Annotated in this window: 19 protein-coding genes; 5 read left to right on the forward strand and 14 right to left on the reverse strand. The window is 68.0% G+C overall.

Annotated elements, in window-relative coordinates; translation table 11 throughout:
* Positions 1-8: 8 nt before the first annotated feature.
* Together AC4LGL_RS19460 and AC4LGL_RS19465 are read right to left on the reverse strand one after the other, a co-directional pair.
* Positions 9-740: a PadR family transcriptional regulator gene (locus tag AC4LGL_RS19460; protein WP_491840217.1), complete on the reverse strand. Its 732-nt coding sequence runs from the start codon at positions 738-740 to the stop codon at positions 9-11.
* A 68-nt stretch (positions 741-808) separates the two neighbouring features.
* Complete coding sequence (locus tag AC4LGL_RS19465) at positions 809-1,327, reverse strand: PadR family transcriptional regulator (RefSeq protein WP_491840218.1); 519 nt, start codon at positions 1,325-1,327, stop codon at positions 809-811.
* A 58-nt stretch (positions 1,328-1,385) separates the two neighbouring features.
* Here AC4LGL_RS19465 and AC4LGL_RS19470 point away from each other — a divergent pair, with 58 nt between their 5' ends.
* Complete coding sequence (locus AC4LGL_RS19470) at positions 1,386-2,696, forward strand: carotenoid oxygenase family protein (RefSeq protein WP_491840219.1); 1,311 nt, start codon at positions 1,386-1,388, stop codon at positions 2,694-2,696.
* Positions 2,697-2,705: 9 nt separating this feature from the next.
* Positions 2,706-3,866, forward strand: a complete 1,161-nt coding sequence (locus tag AC4LGL_RS19475) for a cation:proton antiporter (RefSeq protein WP_491840220.1) — start codon at positions 2,706-2,708, stop codon at positions 3,864-3,866.
* Here AC4LGL_RS19475 and AC4LGL_RS19480 read toward each other — a convergent pair.
* Positions 3,832-4,764, reverse strand: coding sequence for an AraC family transcriptional regulator (locus AC4LGL_RS19480; protein ID WP_491840221.1), 933 nt, complete (start codon positions 4,762-4,764; stop codon positions 3,832-3,834). The genes AC4LGL_RS19475 and AC4LGL_RS19480 overlap by 35 nt on opposite strands.
* 16 nt (positions 4,765-4,780) lie before the next feature.
* Positions 4,781-5,539, reverse strand: a complete 759-nt coding sequence (locus AC4LGL_RS19485; RefSeq protein WP_491840222.1) for a class I SAM-dependent methyltransferase — start codon at positions 5,537-5,539, stop codon at positions 4,781-4,783.
* Positions 5,540-5,638: 99 nt separating this feature from the next.
* On the opposite strand from AC4LGL_RS19485, the gene AC4LGL_RS19490 reads away from it, so the two are divergent.
* Complete coding sequence (locus tag AC4LGL_RS19490; RefSeq protein WP_491840223.1) at positions 5,639-6,118, forward strand: anthrone oxygenase family protein; 480 nt, start codon at positions 5,639-5,641, stop codon at positions 6,116-6,118.
* 75 nt (positions 6,119-6,193) lie between these two features.
* Here AC4LGL_RS19490 and lfrA read toward each other — a convergent pair whose 3' ends face one another.
* Genes lfrA through AC4LGL_RS19505 form a run of 3 tightly spaced genes read right to left on the reverse strand, consistent with a single transcriptional unit; the run spans position 6,194 to position 9,246 of the window.
* Positions 6,194-7,747: an efflux MFS transporter LfrA gene (gene lfrA / locus AC4LGL_RS19495; RefSeq protein ID WP_491840224.1), complete on the reverse strand. Its 1,554-nt coding sequence runs from the start codon at positions 7,745-7,747 to the stop codon at positions 6,194-6,196.
* A 25-nt stretch (positions 7,748-7,772) separates the two neighbouring features.
* Positions 7,773-8,348 carry a TetR/AcrR family transcriptional regulator gene (locus AC4LGL_RS19500; RefSeq protein WP_064937263.1) on the reverse strand — a complete coding sequence of 192 codons (576 nt, stop codon included), beginning with the start codon at positions 8,346-8,348 and terminating at the stop codon, positions 7,773-7,775.
* Positions 8,349-8,400: 52 nt separating this feature from the next.
* The gene (locus AC4LGL_RS19505) at positions 8,401-9,246 is read right to left on the reverse strand and encodes an RDD family protein (protein WP_491840225.1); all 846 of its coding nucleotides are present in this window, start codon (positions 9,244-9,246) and stop codon (positions 8,401-8,403) included.
* A 32-nt stretch (positions 9,247-9,278) separates the two neighbouring features.
* Here AC4LGL_RS19505 and AC4LGL_RS19510 point away from each other — a divergent pair, with 32 nt between their 5' ends.
* Complete coding sequence (locus AC4LGL_RS19510) at positions 9,279-10,271, forward strand: stage II sporulation protein M (RefSeq protein WP_491840226.1); 993 nt, start codon at positions 9,279-9,281, stop codon at positions 10,269-10,271.
* A 76-nt stretch (positions 10,272-10,347) separates the two neighbouring features.
* On the opposite strand, the gene AC4LGL_RS19515 is transcribed toward AC4LGL_RS19510, so the two are convergent.
* The 7 genes from AC4LGL_RS19515 to AC4LGL_RS19545 all read right to left on the reverse strand — a co-directional run bounded on the left by AC4LGL_RS19515 (position 10,348) and on the right by AC4LGL_RS19545 (position 16,867).
* Complete coding sequence (locus AC4LGL_RS19515; RefSeq protein ID WP_491840227.1) at positions 10,348-11,124, reverse strand: nucleotidyl transferase AbiEii/AbiGii toxin family protein; 777 nt, start codon at positions 11,122-11,124, stop codon at positions 10,348-10,350.
* Positions 11,121-11,762 (reverse strand): type IV toxin-antitoxin system AbiEi family antitoxin domain-containing protein, encoded by a 642-nt coding sequence (locus AC4LGL_RS19520; protein WP_491840228.1) that lies wholly within the window; start codon positions 11,760-11,762, stop codon positions 11,121-11,123. Before AC4LGL_RS19520 ends, AC4LGL_RS19515 begins: the two co-directional genes overlap by 4 nt.
* A gap of 127 nt (positions 11,763-11,889) precedes the next feature.
* Positions 11,890-13,212: a DUF58 domain-containing protein gene (locus AC4LGL_RS19525; protein ID WP_491840229.1), complete on the reverse strand. Its 1,323-nt coding sequence runs from the start codon at positions 13,210-13,212 to the stop codon at positions 11,890-11,892.
* On the reverse strand, positions 13,212-14,186 hold the full coding sequence (locus tag AC4LGL_RS19530) for an AAA family ATPase (protein ID WP_491840230.1): 975 nt from the start codon (positions 14,184-14,186) through the stop codon (positions 13,212-13,214). Before AC4LGL_RS19530 ends, AC4LGL_RS19525 begins: the two co-directional genes overlap by 1 nt.
* Positions 14,183-15,310: a DUF4350 domain-containing protein gene (locus AC4LGL_RS19535; protein WP_491840231.1), complete on the reverse strand. Its 1,128-nt coding sequence runs from the start codon at positions 15,308-15,310 to the stop codon at positions 14,183-14,185. The genes AC4LGL_RS19530 and AC4LGL_RS19535 overlap by 4 nt, the downstream gene beginning before the upstream one ends.
* The gene (locus AC4LGL_RS19540) at positions 15,307-15,894 is read right to left on the reverse strand and encodes a DUF4129 domain-containing protein (RefSeq protein ID WP_491840232.1); all 588 of its coding nucleotides are present in this window, start codon (positions 15,892-15,894) and stop codon (positions 15,307-15,309) included. The genes AC4LGL_RS19535 and AC4LGL_RS19540 overlap by 4 nt, the downstream gene beginning before the upstream one ends.
* A gap of 1 nt (position 15,895) precedes the next feature.
* Positions 15,896-16,867, reverse strand: coding sequence for a DUF7847 domain-containing protein (locus AC4LGL_RS19545; protein WP_491840233.1), 972 nt, complete (start codon positions 16,865-16,867; stop codon positions 15,896-15,898).
* A gap of 39 nt (positions 16,868-16,906) precedes the next feature.
* Here AC4LGL_RS19545 and AC4LGL_RS19550 point away from each other — a divergent pair, with 39 nt between their 5' ends.
* Positions 16,907-17,578: an SIMPL domain-containing protein gene (locus AC4LGL_RS19550; RefSeq protein WP_491840234.1), complete on the forward strand. Its 672-nt coding sequence runs from the start codon at positions 16,907-16,909 to the stop codon at positions 17,576-17,578.
* Positions 17,579-17,581: the final 3 nt, after the last annotated feature.

Below are 17,581 nucleotides of genomic sequence, written 5' to 3' on the forward strand. Positions count from 1 at the left end.
ACGGGCCGCTACTCCTCGCCGAGGACCTGGTAGACCTCGCGGCGGGCGTTGTTGACGATGTCGAGGATGCGTTGCTGCTGGTCCTCGGTGGCGGTGAAGCTCGACTGCCCGACGGCGGCCATCAGCTGGCCGAGGGCACCGCGCAGGTTCATCGCAGCGGGGTCGGCATCTTCGGTGATCTGGTCCCAGGGCGCGGTCTCGATCGCGGCCGCCGCCTGGCGACCTTCCTCGGTCAGCTCGAAAGTCTTCTTGCTGCCCTCGGTTTCGGCCGGGGTGATCAGGCCCTCGTCGACCAGCAGTTGCAGGGTGGGGTACACCGAGCCCGGACTGGGCTTCCACAGGTTATGGCTGCGGGTGGCGATCTCCTGCGTCATCTCGTAGCCGTGCATGGGCCGTTCGGTCAGCAGGGTCAGGATGGCGGCGCGGACATCACCGCGTCGTCCGCGTCGTCCGCCGCGTCCGCCCCGGCCCCTGGCGCCGCCGAACGGTCCGCCGAAGTTGCCGAATCCGAAGCCGAGGCCGCCGCGCGGATCGAAACCGGGTCCGAAGCCGGGACCACCGAAGCCGGTCTGGCAGGTGGCGTCGGCGGCTTGCTCGCGGGCCGCGTGCGCCTGGGCGCGCATCTGCTCGCGCATGTCCCGGCGTGCGGCGCGGGCCTGGTGGAACATGTGGCGAGCCTCTTCGCGGCCAAGGGGGACGAAGCCGAAGCCGCCGTTTGGTGAAGTGAATGGGTTGGTCATTGGTAAATCCTTCGTTGTCGTGGAGGAGCGCTGTTGGCGCTTCCGATGCGTCAACGATATATCGGGATCTATCGGTTGTCGATAGTCTTTTTGAGCCAATGTGCCCACTCGGCCTGCATGGCGTTGAAGCGCAGGCCGTATTCCAGGGCTGCGTGCCCGTACCGGTCCTCGTCGGTGTCGGCCCAGAGGATGGATGCCTCCAGTTCCTTGAGTCGCGCCACCTCGGACTCGGAGTGGGCGGCCAGCCCGGTGAGGTGCTCGAGAGCCTGGTCGCGAGGCAATTCGCCCAGTAGGAACACGCGGAGCAGCCCGGCGCTGCGCTCGAGTGGATCGGCGGCGGGATTGGTGATCCAGTGCGCCAGTTCGGTGCGGCCGGCGGGCGTGATGCGGTACTCCTTGCGGCCGCGGGGGCCGATCGCCGACACCTCGATCAGGCCGGTCCCGGCCAGCTTGTTGAGCTCGCCGTAGAGCTGGCTCTGGGTGGCGGGCCAGACGTTCGCCATCGATTTCTCGAACCGTCTGAGCAGGTCATACCCGCTGCCGGGGTGCTGTGCCAACAAGCCAAGTGCCGCCATGCGCAGACTCATGCGGGCAGTCTACCGTCCACTATTGACATGTCACTTGTGGAATGTCACCGTTGTGTGCATGACCTCAGCCCTGCCCATCGGCGAAACCGACTTCTTCCGGCGCGGCAACTACGCACCCGTCGCCGACGAACTCACCGAGTACGACCTGCCCGTCGACGGCGCCATCCCCGCCGAACTCGACGGCTGGTACCTGCGCAACGGCCCGAACCCCCGCCAGGCGACCGAGCACTGGTTCACCGGCGACGGGATGATCCATGGCGTCCGCATCGAGGGTGGTGCGGCCAAGTGGTACCGCAACCGCTGGGTCCGCACCGACAGCTTCGTCAAGGACTTCCCGCTGTACAACGCCGACGGAACGCGCAACCTGCGCTCCGCCGTCGCCAACACCCACATCGTCAACCACGCGGGCAGGACCCTGGCGCTGGTGGAATCCTCGCTGCCCTACGAGATCACCAACGACCTGGAAACCGTGGGCGCCTACGACTTCGGCGGGAAACTGGTCGACTCGATGACCGCGCACCCCAAGATCTGCCCGACGACCGGCGAGCTGCACTTCTTCGGATACGGCAGCATCTTCGAGCCCTACGTCACCTATCACCGCGCGGACGCCAACGGTGAGCTGACCGTCAACCGGCCGGTGGATGTCAAGGCGCACACCATGATGCACGACTTCGCCATGACCGCAGGCCATGTGATCTTCATGGACCTGCCCGTGGTGTTCGACCTCGACATCGCGGTCAAGGGCGAAGGTGACATGCCCTACCGCTGGAGCGATGACTACGGCGCCCGATTCGGTGTGCTGCGCCGGGATGATCCCGACGCGCCGATCCGGTGGTTCGACATCGATCCGTGCTACGTGTTCCACGTTGCCAATGCGCACGATGACGGCAATTCGATTGTGTTGCAGGCAGTTCGCTACCCCGAACTGTGGCGCAGCAACGGTGGTTTCGACGTCGAGGGCGTGTTGTGGGAGTGGCGGATCGACCTGGCGGCCGGGACCGTCCGCGAGCGTCAACTCGATGACCTCGGAGTGGAATTCCCCCGCATCGACGATCGGTTGGCGGGTCTGCCCGCCCGGTACTCGGTGTCGGTCGGGGGTAACGCCTGGGTCCGCTACGACCTGTCCACCGGCGCCGGCGCGCGCCATGAACTCGGACCCGGCGGACCGGGGGAAGCCGTGTTCGTCCCCGGCGCTGGTCCGGCCGACGAGAGCAACGGTTGGTACCTGGGCTACGTCTACAACCCAGAGCGGGATGGCAGCGACCTCGTGATCCTGGATGCGTCCGACTTCACCGCAGGCCCCGTCGCGACCATCAAACTGCCGCAGCGGGTTCCCTACGGCTTCCACGGGAACTGGATCAGCGCCTAATGTGTGCGGATGGCCGGGTTCGGGTTCGAGACACTGGCACTGGTCGCGGTCATCGGCCTGACGGGACCGGCACTGGCTGCCGTCCCGCGGTTACGCATCCCGGTGGTCATCGGTGAACTGATCGTCGGGATCATCCTGGGCGGAAGCGGATTCGGCATCGTCGACCACACCGGTCCCACCTTCACCCTGCTGGCCAACATCGGCTTCGCGTTGGTGATGTTCGTCGTCGGCACCCACGTGCCGGTGCGCGACACGTCGTTGCGCACCGCGCTTCCCAGGGCACTGGTGCGGGCGGTGTTGGTGGGGGCGGTGGCCGCAGTTCTCGGAGTGGTGATCGCGCACCTGTTCGGAACCGGCCACGCCGCGCTCTACGCCGTGGTGATGGCGTCCTCGTCGGCCGCACTCGCCCTGCCGGTGATCGACGGCCTGCGCCTGCAGGGGCCGAACGTGCTGTCGGTGACCGCGCAGATCGCCATCGCCGACGCGGCCTCGATCGTGTTGCTGCCCTTGGTGATCGACATCCAGCACGCGCCGCGAGCGGCTCTCGGTGCGCTGGCCATCGCCGGCTGCGCAGTGGTGTTGTTCGTCGTGTTACGTGCCGCGAATGCCCGCGGGCTCCGCAAACGCCTGCATCGGTACTCCGAGGATCACAAGTTCGCGCTGGAGCTGCGCCTGAGCCTGGTGATGCTGTTCGGCCTGTCAGCGCTGGCCGTCGCCACCCACGTCTCGATCATGCTCGCCGGGTTCGCCCTCGGCCTGGTGGTGTCGGCGATCGGTGAGCCGAGGCGGCTGGCCAGGCAGTTGTTCGGGATCACCGACGGGTTCTTCGGCCCGTTGTTCTTCATCTGGCTCGGCGCCTCGCTGCAGGTTCGCGAACTTGCCGACAAACCCGAGTTCATCGGGCTCGGAGTGGCTTTGGGGCTCGGTGCGGTGCTCGCCCACAGTGCAGGTCGGTTGCTGGGCCAGCCGGTGACGCTGGCGGTGCTCTCCGCCGCCCAGCTCGGCGTGCCGGTCGCCGCCGCGACGCTGGGCACCGAGCAGCACCTGCTGACGCCAGGTGAGCCCGCCGCGCTGATGCTCGGCGCACTGGTCACCATCGCGACCACCTCGGTCGCCGGGATGCTCGCGGCACGAGTCAACCAGCCTGCGCCCGATGTTCATTCGGGCTGACCCCGTAGGACCGTTTGAACGCGCTGCTCAACGCGAACGGTGTGGAGTAGCCGACCTGCCGGGCGACGGCAGCGATCGTGGCCTCGCTGCCGCGCAGCAGGTCGGCCGCCAGCGCCAGGCGCCAGCCGGTGAGGAACGCGATCGGTGGCTCACCGACCTGATCGGTGAACCGGCGCGCGAAGACCGCACGTGAACACCCCACTGCCGTAGCGAGATTGGACACCGTCCAGGGGTGGGCCGGATTGTTGTAGATCAGCTTGAGCGCAGGCCCGACGACCGGATCCCGTTCGGCCTGCCACCACGCGGGCGCATTGCCGTCCCGGTCGAACCAGGTACGTAGCACGGCGATCAGCAGCAGGTCGAGCAGGCGGTCGAGGTAGGCCTCCTGCCCGGAACCGTCGTGGCCGGCCTCGACCGACAGCAGATCGACCAGCGGGGTGTCCCACTCTTCGGCGCGCAGCACCAGCACCGCAGGCAGCGCGTCGAGCAGGCGGGCACTGACCTCGCTGCGGCCCTCGTAGGCGCAGACGATCGACTCCGCGGCCCCGTCGGCGCTGTTGCCCCAGCTGCGTAGCCCCAGCGACATCTCGAAATGCAGATCCTCGCCCGCCAGCGTGGTGCACTGCTGGCCGGGATTGATGATCACGCTCGGCGGCGTAGCGGGGTCGTCGGCGAAGACGTAGTTCTCGGTGCCGCGCGTCACCGCCACGTCGCCGGGGCCGAGCCGGAACGTGCCGCTGTGCTCGCCGACGATGACGGCCTCGCCGCGCGTCTGGCAGATCAGGGCCAGTGGCGCTTCGTCGCGGATGGCGAGTGACCACGGCGGATCCATCCGGAGCCGCAACACGAATGCGCCCCGTGCGCGCACGCCGTCGAGCAGTCCGACCAGGGCGTCCACCTCGGTAGGGTAACGCTCATCCCGGCTTGCGGGCTTCGATCAGATGCCGGGAGGAGTGCGCGACGAAGGATCCGTCGGTCGCGATCTTCCGGTGCAGTGCGGCGAGTTCGTCGCGATAGGCCGCGACGGTGAAGCCGGGCACGATCCAGATGACCTTGCGCAGGAAATACACCACCGCGCCGATGTCGAAGAACTCCATCTGCAGCCGCTCGGCACGCAGGTCGACGACGTCGAGGCCGGCGTCTCGCGCCGCGGCGCACTCGATGTCGGGATCACGGGCCCGCCGGGCCTGTGGCTGCGGGCCGAGGAAGAACTCGGTGAGCTCGAAAACGCTTGCCGGTCCGACATGTTGAGCGAAGTAGGTGCCGCCGGGACACAGCACGCGCGCGATCTCGTCCCACCACACGGTGGCCGGGTGCCGACTGAGGACCAGTTCGAACGCCGCGTCGGCGAACGGCAGCGGCGGCTCGTCGGGATCGGCGACCACGACGACGCCACGTGGTCCCAGCAGTCGGGTCGCGCGGTCGAGGTTGGGCGGCCAGGACTCGGTGGCTGCCATGGTCGGCGGGAACGTCGCCGCTCCGGCGAGCACTTCACCGCCACCGGTCTGGATGTCCAGCGCCGACGATGCCGTGGCCAACCGTTCGCTCATCAGACGTTGAAACCCCCAGGACGGCCGGGCTTCGGTGGCCCGCCGGTCCAGCCACGAGAAGTCCCAGCCGTCCACCGATGCCGCGTCCGCCTCGGTGATCAGGTCGTCGAATTCGCGGGTCATGGTCTCCATCGTCGCAGTGCGGATACGGCGAGACGCTCACGTATGAAAACGGGAGTCTGAACCATGGAACGTCTTTTGCCGGCGCCGTTGACTGAAGCCATGACCATGAGCCCCGTCGTCGTCCTCGTCGCAATCGCCGCCATCGCCAGCGCAGCTGCGGGCGGGATCTACTACGCATTCTCCACATTCGTGATGCGCGGTCTCAACCGCACCGGTCCGGTCGAAGCGATCACCGCGATGCGCGGCATGAACGCCGAGGCCAACACCAACGCGCCGTTCCTGATGATGCTTCTCGGCTCGGCCCTGCTGGCCCTGGTGGTCGGTGTGTTCGCGGTGGCCCAGATCGGCCGGCCCGGCAGTTGGTTCCTGCTGGCCGGCGCGATCTTCGGCGTCCTCGGGGTCCTCGTCACGATGCTGTTCAACGTGCCGCTCAACAACCACCTCGACCAGGTCGATCTCGCCGATGCGGCCGCCGAATGGCAGGCCTGCCTCACCACCTGGACCGCGTGGAACCATGTGCGCGCCGCCTCCGGATTCATCAGCGCGGTCCTGCTGCTGATCGGGCTGCGTTACCGCTGAAGCCTGGTGTGCGGCCGAGTGGCCAGTTGGCACACGCAATTTCGCGGATCACGTGTCATGACTGGCCACTGGGCGTCAACTCGGCTGAGCCGGCTTGCGGAACGCGTAGGCGACGATCCCGGCCGCGGCCAGCGCGAGCATCGCCGCGATGACCGCTGTCGGTGCGATCCCGGAATCGAACGCGGTGCGGGCGGAGTCGAGCAGTTGTGCCGCAGTATTCGCGGGCAGGTCGGCGGCCACGGAGGTGGCGCCGCCGATGCTCTCACCGGCGTCGGCCGCCTGCGCCGGGCTCAAGCCGGCCGGCAGCGCAATGTTGTTGCGGTAGAACGCCGTGAAGATCGTACCGAGCGTGGCGGTGCCGATCACCGCGCCCAGCTCGTAGGCGGTCTCCGAGACTGCCGACGCAGCACCGGCTTTGGCGGCCGGTACCGAGGCGACGATGGTGTCGTTCGACACCGTCTGGGAGATGCCGACGCCGAGCTCGAGCACGATGAACGACACGATCACCGCAACCACCGACAGGTCGTGGCGGAACAGCAGGATCATGATGAACCCGGCCGCAACCAGTACCAGTCCGGCGACCATCAGGGTCTGCGGCGCAAAGCGTTTCGCCAGCTTGACCACGCTGATCCCGGCGACCATCGACACCACCGCACCCGGCAGAGTCACCAGGCCGGCCGCCAGCGGGGAGAGGCCGAGCACCAGCTGCAGGTGCTGCGAGATGAAGAAGATGAAGCCGATCAACCCCACGATGGACAGGAAGTTCGCCAGGATCGACGAGCTGAACGGTGCGTAGGAGAACAGTCCGATGTCGAGCATCGGGGTGGCGCTGCGCTTCTGCCGAAGGACGAACAGCGCGCCCGAGGCGATGCCCACCACGAAGGCCAATACGGTCAGCACCGACAGCCCGTCGTGCGCCGTGGTCTTGATCGCCCACACGATCGGCAGCATCGCGGTGAAGGACAGTGCCACGCTGGTCAGATCCAGCGGGCCCGGATTGGGGTCACGGGACTCCGGGATCAGCTTGGGGCCGAGGATCAGCAGCGGCAGCAGGATCGGGACGGCCACCAAAAAGACCGAACCCCAATGGAAATGCTGCAACAGCGCGCCGCCGACGATCGGGCCGAGGGTGGATCCCGCGGTGAAGCACGAGGCCCAGATCGCGATGGCCAGCCGGCGCGCGGAGGCCTCGGTGAAGATGTTGCGGATCAACGACAGCGTCGAGGGCATCAGCATGGCGCCGAACACGCCCAGCACGGCGCGGGCCAGCACGAGGTACTGCGCGCTCGGCGCGAAGGCGGCCGCCACCGACACCACCGCGAAACCGGTGGCGCCGATCAGCAGCATTCGGCGCCGGCCCAGCCGGTCGCCGAGGCTGCCCATCGCGACCAGTAGTGCGGCCAGCACCAGCGAGTAGACGTCGACGATCCAGAGTTGGGTGGATGCGGCGGGCCGGAAATCCTCGGCGATCGCCGGAAGGGCGAACGCGAGCACGGTGTTGTCGACCGCGATCAGGATGACTGGAAGGGCAAGTACGGCGAGTGCGAGCCAGGCGCGTTTGGGCGTCGGTGTCATCGACGGCGAGCCGTCGCGAGAGTTCGACGGCGAGCCGTCGAGGCGGGTGGACATGCGGGGAGCTCCAAGAAAGTTTCGTTCAGCCGCGCGGGAGATCGATGGTGCCCGCGGTCAGGCTGGTCATGATGGCGTCGACGATTTGGTGGCGGGGTGTGCCGTCCTGCTTGGCGGCTTCGTAGCCGGCGTCGAGCAGGGCCCAGAACACCCGCCGGGCCCATCCTGGGGGATATTCGGGCCTGTCGACAGAGGCGCGGTTGAGCACCTCGACGATCGCCTCGTCCCCGGTGTCGAGGTAGGCGGCCAGCTCGGGATCGGCCAGGATCGTCGGCTCGCTGTACACGAAGATCACGATGGGGCCCAGGTCGAGCTGGCTTTCCACCACGCGGCGCAGCGCCGCATCCGCCGGACCGTGGGTGGGATCCGCGCGGTCGATTTCGGCGTTGCTGAGCTCGTGGACGTGGCGGGCCAGGGCCCGCAGGAGATCGGTGCGTTCCGGGTAGTACCGATGCACGGTGCTGCGACCGACGTCGGCGGCAGCGGCGATATCGGTCAGCGAGGCCGACGGATTGTCGGCCAGGACCGTCATGGCGGCATCGAGAATCGCCTTGCGGGTGCGCTCACGCGGCCCGCTGTGCGACGACGCCGAACTGGTCATGCATCAAAATGTAGCACGACCGGGCCAAAATGGGACAGTGATGTCCCACACCTCAGCTGGGTAAGGTGAACCCGCTGGTCGGAGGCGGTGGAGGAGAGTTCGGGTAGGGCGGGGGATACGGCGCTGGGAACGCCGGAGCCGGCGCCTGGGGCATGAGCCTGACCAACGCGCGACGGTGCCGTTCGGCCAGCACCGCGGCCAACACGTACTCGACCGGCGCGCCCGGCGGCGGCGGGGGTGAGATGCGGGAGGTCACCTCGGAGAAGATCCGGTAGCCCATCTCCTGCCGTATCCGCGGGTCGAGCTGGGCCGAGCGGGACACGAACTGCCTGGCGAGCTCGGCCTGCTCGGGGCCGAGCCCGGACAGTTCCAGCGAGCCGGCCCACCAGGCCAAGGCCGGCGGCATGACCGGTGGCGGGTTCAATTTGGGCCCGCGCTCACTGATCACCACCGTCCCGGCGAAGATGTCGCCGAGGCGCTTGCCCTTCGCTGACACCAGGCTGGAGATCACCGCAGGCCCACCCGTGAGCATCCAGATCTCGACAAAGCCCGCCAGCCCGCGGAACAGGGCCTGCCGGAAGCGTTCCGGGCCGCCGTCCTCGGCCACCACCCGGAGTCCCAACGCCATCTTGCCCAGCGAGCGGCCGCGGGTCGCGGTCTCCATCACCACCGGATAACCCACCAGGGTCAGCACCGTGAAGATGATCAGAATGGCCGCCGACAATGCGTCGTCGAGCTGGCTCAACGTGATCGACCACAACACCAGACCGGCCACATAGCCGACGGCGATCACCAGAATGTCGATCAATGCGGCCAGTGTGCGCACCGGCAACTGGGCGATCGCCACGTCGAGGACGACGGCGTCCCCGGTCACCACCGGCGCGGGCTGCCAAACCATACCGACACACGCTACCGACTACGCTCTGCCACGTGGATGTCGATGCGTTCGTCGTGGCCCATCGCCCCACCTGGGACCGGTTGGAGCAGTTGGTAAAACGACGCCGACGGTTGACCGGTGCCGAGGTGGACGAACTCGTCGACCTCTATCAGCGGGTCTCGACGCACCTTTCGATGGTGCGTTCGGCCTCGCAGGATTCCGTTCTGATCGGTCGGTTGTCTGGGCTGGTGGCCCGGGCGCGCGCCGCGGTGACGGGTGCGCACGCTCCGCTCTGGCGCGAGTTCGTCCGGTTCTGGACCGTGTCCTTCCCGGTGGTGGCCTACCGGGCCTGGCGCTGGTGGCTGGGATCGGCGGTGGCGTTCTTCATCGTGACCGTCGCGCTGGCGCTGTGGGTGTCGGGCAACCCGGATGTGCATGCGGCCATCGGAACCCCCAGCGAGATCGACGAATTGGTGAACAACGACTTCGCGTCGTATTACAGCGAGCATCCCGCCGCGTCGTTCGCTCTGCAGGTCTGGGTGAACAACTCCTGGGTGGCCGCGCAGTGCATCGCTTTCGCGATCCTGCTCGGCCTGCCCATCCCGTACGTGCTGTTCCAGAACGCGGCCAACCTCGGCGTCATCGCCGGGCTGATGTTCAGCGCAGACAAGGGAGATCTCTTCCTGGGCCTGATCACCCCGCACGGACTACTCGAGTTGACCGCGGTGTTCCTGGCCGCCGCGGTGGGGATGCGGCTGGGCTGGACGGTGATCGCTCCCGGCGACCGACCCCGGGTCCAGGTACTGGCCGAACAGGGCCGGGCCGTCGTCGCGGCCGCGATCGGGCTGGCCGTCGTGCTGCTGATATCCGGTCTGATCGAGGCATTGGTAACCCCGTCGCCGTTGCCCACCTGGATGCGGATCGGCATCGGTGTGGCCGCCGAACTCGCCTTCCTGGGCTACGTGTTCCATTTCGGCCGCAAGGCCGCCCGGGCTGGCGAGAGTGGAGACCTCGAGGACGCCCCCGACGTGCTGCCTGTGGGCTAACTCTCCCCGGGACTTTCTCCGACGAGGAGACGGATATGGGCACCAGTTCTTTTCAGACTCGTCGATTATTTTCCGTTCATGCGGGCCTTGACCCGCTCGCCGACGCCGCGATCACCTGTGCCCAAGCGTCATGCACGGCGGTCAGGGCATCTTTGGGCGAGACCGTGAGGCGGGTTTGGCCGGCGAGTTGGCTTTGCCAGTCGGCCTCTGTCGGCGCGGTCATGAAGTCCCGTAGGGCCGGCGGATTGTTAGTCGGGCCAAAGCGCCGGTAAAGGTTTTCGGCTTCGGCGTCGATGGCGCCGATCCGGTCGAGCGCCCAGAGATCCCAAAGGTCGCGAGAGGCGTGGCGGTCGAACCATGTCGCGGTCTTAGATGCTGCGAAGGCAGGGCGGGTGGGCACCAGCAGCTCGGCGGCGGGGGCATCTGAATAACGCTGGACCAGCGATCGTCGCTCTGTCGGCCACACGATTCGGTCCCGGGGGGACAGCAGTTGTAGCCGTACTGCCAGTCCATCTGAGGTGCGGAGGATCGCCGGGTACGTGTCACGAACGCTGCTGAGCGCCGGGTCAAGGGCGAGTCGACCGTGAGTGCGGGCGAGCGCGCGGGGCAAGGCGGCGTCCAGACCGGCAGCTACGGATCTGCGGTCGCCGACCGCGATGAGGTCGATGTCCTCGCTTAGCCGCCCGTTCGAGAGATGCGTTCGGGCGAGCGCGGTTCCACCGATGAAGTGGATTCGGTCGCCAAAGTCCCGGCTGAGGAAGGCAAGGAGGTGGGAGATGAGGTGGTCGCGCTCGACTTGTTCGGTCGCGACGCCGAATTGCTCGGCGACCGCGGCTTTTTCGTCGGTATTCACTGTCGTGCCCAGGCTTTCGCCCGCTTCAGTGATGCTGTGCGTTTCTGCTCGGTTGCGAGGGCTTGTAGTTGGTCCTTGTCGCTGCGCTCGTAGAGCGCTGCGACGGCGACCGGAATGTCGATCTCGGCGTCACCAAGTTTGGGACGATTGGCAAGGTCCAGGATCGTCTGCTCGGGTGTAGTCACCAGCGTCGGGCCGAGCTCGGTGTCGTAACGTTCGGCGTCCAATCTCTTGGTGTCTCGCTTGATGAACCGGACGGCTGCTGGACGGTCAGACAGCGCGATGGGGCGGTGCTGGTCAGGGACGGCGATAGTCGCGGTGGCCAGTGCGCGCGGAATTACTCCGTGCAGTCGCGCGGCGCTGACTCCCATGACGACGATGCTGCCCGGGCCATAGATTGCCGAAGCGATGCCCGCCGCGGCGGTTTCCAAGCCCGGCATCCAGCTGTTTCCCACCATGTCCTGCGGCACTACCACGTAGTAGCCATCGGTCAAGCGGTGCAGCAAACCACGTTCGGCAAGGCGGGCTAACTGTGTGCGCGGGTGGGCATAGTGGTGCGCCGCGTCGAGCGGCCGAATTGTCTTCATCGGCACCCGCGCGAGTTCTGCAGGCAGTGGGGTACTGCGGTCCTGTGCCATTTCTGCTCCCGAGTATGCATTTCGTACCCCCCAAGAGTACGAAATGCATACTGAAGGGCAAGGCTTTCTCAATCGATCAATTTCACCAGCGCTTGCCCGGTGTGCACCGTCCGATCCAGAAGGACTGCTAGAGCTTGCCCGCAGCCTTCATCGCCAGATAGTGGTCGGCCAGGGCCGGCGCGAGGTCTTCGGGAGCGGCATCGACCACGTCCACCCCGTGGCCGCGCAGCCGCGACGCGATGGCCCGGCGGTCGTTTCGGGCCCGTTCGGCGGCCGCGGCGTCATAGACCTGCGCGGCGTCGGACCGACCCGCCGCCAACTGGTCCACTCGCGGATCGGACACCGCAGCCAGCAGGACCTGATGGCGCGACGACAGGAGCGGCAGCACCGTCATCAACCCCTCGTCGAGCGCCGAGGCGTTCAGATCGGTCAGCAGCACCACCAGAGCCCGGCCCCGCACCCGGCGCGACACCGCCGAAACCATCGCCGTCGCATCGGATTCCACCAGCGCGGGCTGCAAGGGTGCCATCGCCGCGACCAGCGCGGCCAGCAGTTCGGTGCGCGAGGCGCCCCACACCCCGGCGCGCGCCACCCGGTCGATGGCCAGGAAGTCGACGTGATCCCCGGCGCGGGCGGCCAGGGCTGCCAGCAGCAGTGCCGCGTCCATCGACCAGTCCAGTCGCGGCCACCCGCCCGGATCTAGCGCGGTCGGGTCCACCCCGACCCGGCCCGCCGAGGTGCGGCCGGTATCGAGCACGATCACCACCCGCCGGTCGCGCTCCGGGCGCCAGGTACGCACCACGACGTCGGCGCGCCGGGCAGTGGCGCGCCAGTCGATCGAGCGGACGTCGTCGCCGACCACATACTCACGCAGCGAGTCGAATTCGGTGCCCTGACCGCGGATCAGCACGGGGATCGCACCGTCCAGCTGCCGCAGCCTGGCCAGCCGGGACGGCAGATGCTTGCGCGACAGGAACGGCGGCAGGACCCGCACCTGTCCGGGCAGCCGCTGCGAGCGTTGACGTCCCGCCAGGCCCAGTGGTCCGACCGACCGCACCGTGACCAGCTCGCAGCGCTGGTCGCCGCGGCGTACCGGGTGTAATCGGGTGGCCAGGGAAATCTTTTGTCCCGCATCGATATTCACCTGGTGGGCACGCGGTTGCGCCGTCGCGCTGGGCGGCCAGGCGTCGCGGATGGCACCGCGGACCGTCCGTCGTCCGGTGTTGTGCACGGTGAGCCCGGCCTCGACGCTCTGGCCCAGCCGTGCGGTGGACTCGCCGTTGCGGGTGATCTGCAGGCCGCCGATGCGACCGGCCAGTGCGACATCTGCGACCACCGCCACCGCCAGCAGCGCCGCCAGCGCAGCGAAAGCCGTTGCCGGCCAAGGGGCCAACGCGATCGGCAGCACGCAGACCAGTGCCACCAGACCGGCGCGGCCGGTGAGAACCATCAGCGCGGCACCGGGACGGCGGCCAGGATGCCGTCCAGCACTCCATCAGGGGTGGCGCCCTCCAGCTCGGCCTCGGGGCGCAGCGCCACCCGGTGGCGCAGCGTCGAGCGGGCCATCGCCTTGACGTCGTCGGGAGTCACATAGTTGCGGCCCGACAGCCAGGCCCAGGACCGCGACGTGGCCAGCAGCGCCGTGGCGCCGCGTGGTGACACACCGAGCTGCAGGGACGGGGAATGCCGGGTGGCCCCGACGATGTCGACGATGTAGCCGAGCACCTCGTCACCGGCCAGGACCCGACGCACCGCGTCGCGCCCGGCGGCGAGCTCGGCCGCGCCGGCCACCGGCTGCACGGCTGACAGGTCACGCGGGTCGAAGCCCTGCGCATGCCGGCTCAGGATCGCGATCTCCTGATCCCGCGGCGGCAGCGGCACGGTGAGCTTGAGCAGGAAGCGGTCCAACTGAGCCTCGGGCAGCTGATACGTGCCCTCGTACTCGATCGGGTTCTGGGTGGCTGCCACGATGAACGGGTCGGGCAGCGGCCGAGGGGTGCCGTCGACACTGACCTGACGCTCCTCCATGGCTTCCAGAAGTGCCGCCTGGGTTTTCGGTGGCGTCCGGTTGATCTCATCGGCCAGCAGCAGGTTGGTGAATACGGGGCCGGCGCGGAATTCGAACTCGGCGGTGCGCGCGTCGTACACCAGCGAGCCGGTGACGTCGCCGGGCATCAGGTCCGGCGTGAATTGCACGCGCTTGAACTCCAACTGCAGGGCCGCAGCCAGGGTGCGCACCAGCAGGGTCTTGGCCACCCCCGGCACGCCTTCGAGCAGGACGTGCCCGCGACACAGCAGCGCGACCACCAGTCCGCTGATCACCGCATCCTGACCGACCACCACCTTGGCGATCTCGTTGCGCAGGGCCAGCAGGGCGTCACGGGCCGAATCGGAGCCGGCATTCTCTGGGTGGGGCTGAGTCACGACTGCGCGACCTGCCTTTCGATGTCGTCGAGTTGGTGTGCGAGGTGGACGAGGTCGGCGTCGGTCGCAGGCGGTGGGCCGAACAGGATGTGCCCGGCCGAGTTCGATGCGGTGCCGCACCGCGCGGCGACAGCGGCGGCCACCGCCTGTGGTGGCGCCGAGGAGTTCAGGCCGAGTCGGGGCAGCATCCGGCCCAACGCGGCGGCGCGCAGGGCATCGGCGGCCCGGTCGCGGGCCCGGCGGGAGCGGTACAGGCGGCCACGCCCCTCGACGGTCTCCGACGCGCGGACCACCACGGGTAGGGATTCGGCGACCAGCGGGCCGAGACGCCGCGCCTGCGCCGCCGCGAGCAGAGCCACCACCAGGCACAGCTGCAGGACGATCCACCGGATCTGCGGCGGCATCAGGTCCGACAGCGTGCCGTCCCCGGTCGACTCGGCCTCGAAATGCTGTGGTGCATACCAGATAACCCGCGGTGCGGCGCCGGCCAGATTCATCGCCAGTGCCGCGTTGCCCTCCTTGAGCAGGCGGGCGTTGGTCATGAAGGAGCCGGTGCCGACGACCGTGACGGTGCGCGCCCCGTCGTGGTAGCGGACCACCGCGCCGTCGTAGCACGACGTCAACGCCGTACCGTCGGCCGCGGTATAGGTATCGGTTGTGCCCAGCTGTGCGGTTCCGGCGCGGTTTGCCTCGGGCAATTGGCAATCCGGCTCGTCACCGCCGAACTCCGTCGGCTTGTCGAGCCGGATCTGCGGCGCCAGCTTCTCGCGGACGAGTCCGGACGGTGCGACCAACAGGAGGTCGCCGGGGGTGCCGGCGAGCCGGTCGACGGTCTTGTCGCTGGACAGAAACATCGTCTGCGCCACCACCAGCAGGGTGCCGGGCCGGGCGGCTTGCTGCACCTGGCCGACATCGGTCGCGGTGATCACCTCGACACCGTGGTCGCGCAGCAGACTGACCAACGCGTGCGTTCCCTCGGGCGACGTCGACTCGGGATCCAGCGCGCCACCCGGGCGCGGTGCGGTCAGGTACACCGTCACGACGGAAACCGCGACGATCACAGCGAGTGCCAGCAGTACCCAGCGTGCCGTGCGGAATCGGTGTCTGATCGAATCGGCGCTCATGGCACCCCGGCCTCGTCGAGCGCCGCGATCTCCCGGTAGGCCGCCTCGGTACCCGGTTGCTCGCCGTAGGTGACGTCGTTGAATGTGCTTGCCGCGCTGAACAGTCCGGTCGACAGGGCCGGCAGTGCCGTCGCGGCGTCGCGGGCGAGTTCGGTCGCGGTACGGCCCGGGACTGCGTCGAGCACCCCGGTTTCCTCAAGATGGCGGGCCAGCGCGCGGACCCGGTGACGAATCGCGGCCGACCAATCACCCTGTGCGGCATATTGTTCAGCGATCGAACGGTGCTGTGCGGCGCTGAGCTCCTGACTGCCGAACAGGGCGTGGTCACCGCTGCGCGCAGTACGCAAGGTGCGCCGTGCGATCCGCACCGCCACCACGACGGCCACCACGAGCAGGATGGCCAGCACCGAGATGGTGAACCAGCCACCGGGGATCGTCGAGCCTGCCGCGGTGATCCGGTACAGCAGATCGTTGATCCAGTCGCCGATCTGATCGGTCGGTGAAGCCCTGGGATAGATCGGTTTGGTCAGCTCGTTCTGCGCGGCGTCATGCGCAGCGTCACGGTCGATGTCGATGCCCGTCACCTCAGACGTACCGCGGCAGCCATAGTTGGTCGGTAGTTTCCACCGGTGCACCCGCGCCCGTCTGCAGCATCAGGTCGAAGGCCTCGGCGCGGAACCTCCGGTCGGCGTAGAGCAACACCACCACGCCCGCGCTGAACGGTGCGGTGACGATCTGCCCGATCGCTCCACCGACGGCAGTGAGGATCAGTCCAGGCACCGTCGGTCCTTCGGCGACCATCGTCATGATCTGTCCCGCCACGTTGAACGGCGCACCCACCCCCCAGGCCATCACCGCGGCCACGATGGTGGCCAGGACCCAGATGCCGAACACCCGCCAGAAGTCCTTGTTCACCAACGTGAATGACCGCTTGACCGCATCGACGATGCCAAGGTGCTCCAGCACGATCACCGCGGGGGCGAACAGCAGAACCGTCGACACGTAGAGCACACCGAGCAACGTGAGCAGTACGAGCGGCATACCGATGGCGAACGCGGCCAACCCGCCGCCGAGCGCACCGGCTCCGACGATCACGACCGCGACGATGCCGACGATCACGACCAGGGCCAGCGCCTGCAACACGGTCAACCCGATCAGCGCCGGTAACCGTCCGCGCAGCCGACGCCAGGCCTCGCCGATGGTGATACTGCCGCCGAACACCGAGCGGCCGATCACCACCGTGAGCATGCCGCTGAGCAGAAGCGAGGCCAGCGTCGTGACGACGATTCCGACGAACGCCCCGATCGCGAACACCGCGATGGTCCCGGACGACGGCGTCTCGCCCTGCAGTGCGGGGTCGAATTCGCCGAGTGCGGACAGCGGCCCGATCTGCAGCGCGAGCGTGACGATCTGCGATGCGAGAACGACCACGGTGGCAAGACCCAGCGTCGCCTTCGGATTGGTGCGCACGTAGGCGAGGGAGCCGTTGAAGATGTCGGTCAGGCTCAACGGGCGAAGCGGGATGACACTCCCCGCATATGGCCGACCGCTCGTCATCCTCTCACCGTAGTTCCCGTCAGCAACTACGGTGGACCCATGCCGACCGAGATCATCGTGCGTGGGTCTTTTTCCGCATTTCGGCAGCCGGAGCGTGCGACGGTCCATGCCACGCTCGGTTACGAGGGCCCGGCGATCGAACCGGCGTACGAACGCGTGGTGCGCGACCTGGACACGGTGAAATCCTCGATCACCCCGCTGCACAAGCCCGACACCGGCCCGGTCACCTGGTGGTCCACCGGTCAGGTGCGCACCTGGGCCAACCGACCCTGGAACAACGAGGGCAAGCAACTGCCGCTCGTGCACCACGCAAGTGTCGACATCCAGGTCAAGTTCAGCGATTTCACCGCACTGTCGCGATGGGTCGGCGGCCATGTCACCGACACCGGCGGCTTTTCGTTGTCGCGGATCGAATGGGCGCTGACCGCCGAACATCGCGAGGAGCTCGTCACCCAGGTCCAGACCCGGGCCGTGCAGGACGCCGTCACCAAGGCCCAGCGCTATTCCGATGCACTGGCCCTCGGTCCGGTGCGGCCGGTGGCGATCGGGGACGCCGGGATGGTGTGCCGGCCGCCCGACGATTCGTCGTCCCCGCCGATGATGCGTGCCATGGCAGTACGCGGCGGCGCGGCGCCTGAAATCGAGTTCGCACCCGCCGATATCGAGGTCTCGGTCGCGGTCGACGCGAAATTCGTGGCGGGCGACGACTGATCG

The organism is Mycolicibacterium arcueilense, assembly GCF_058536225.1.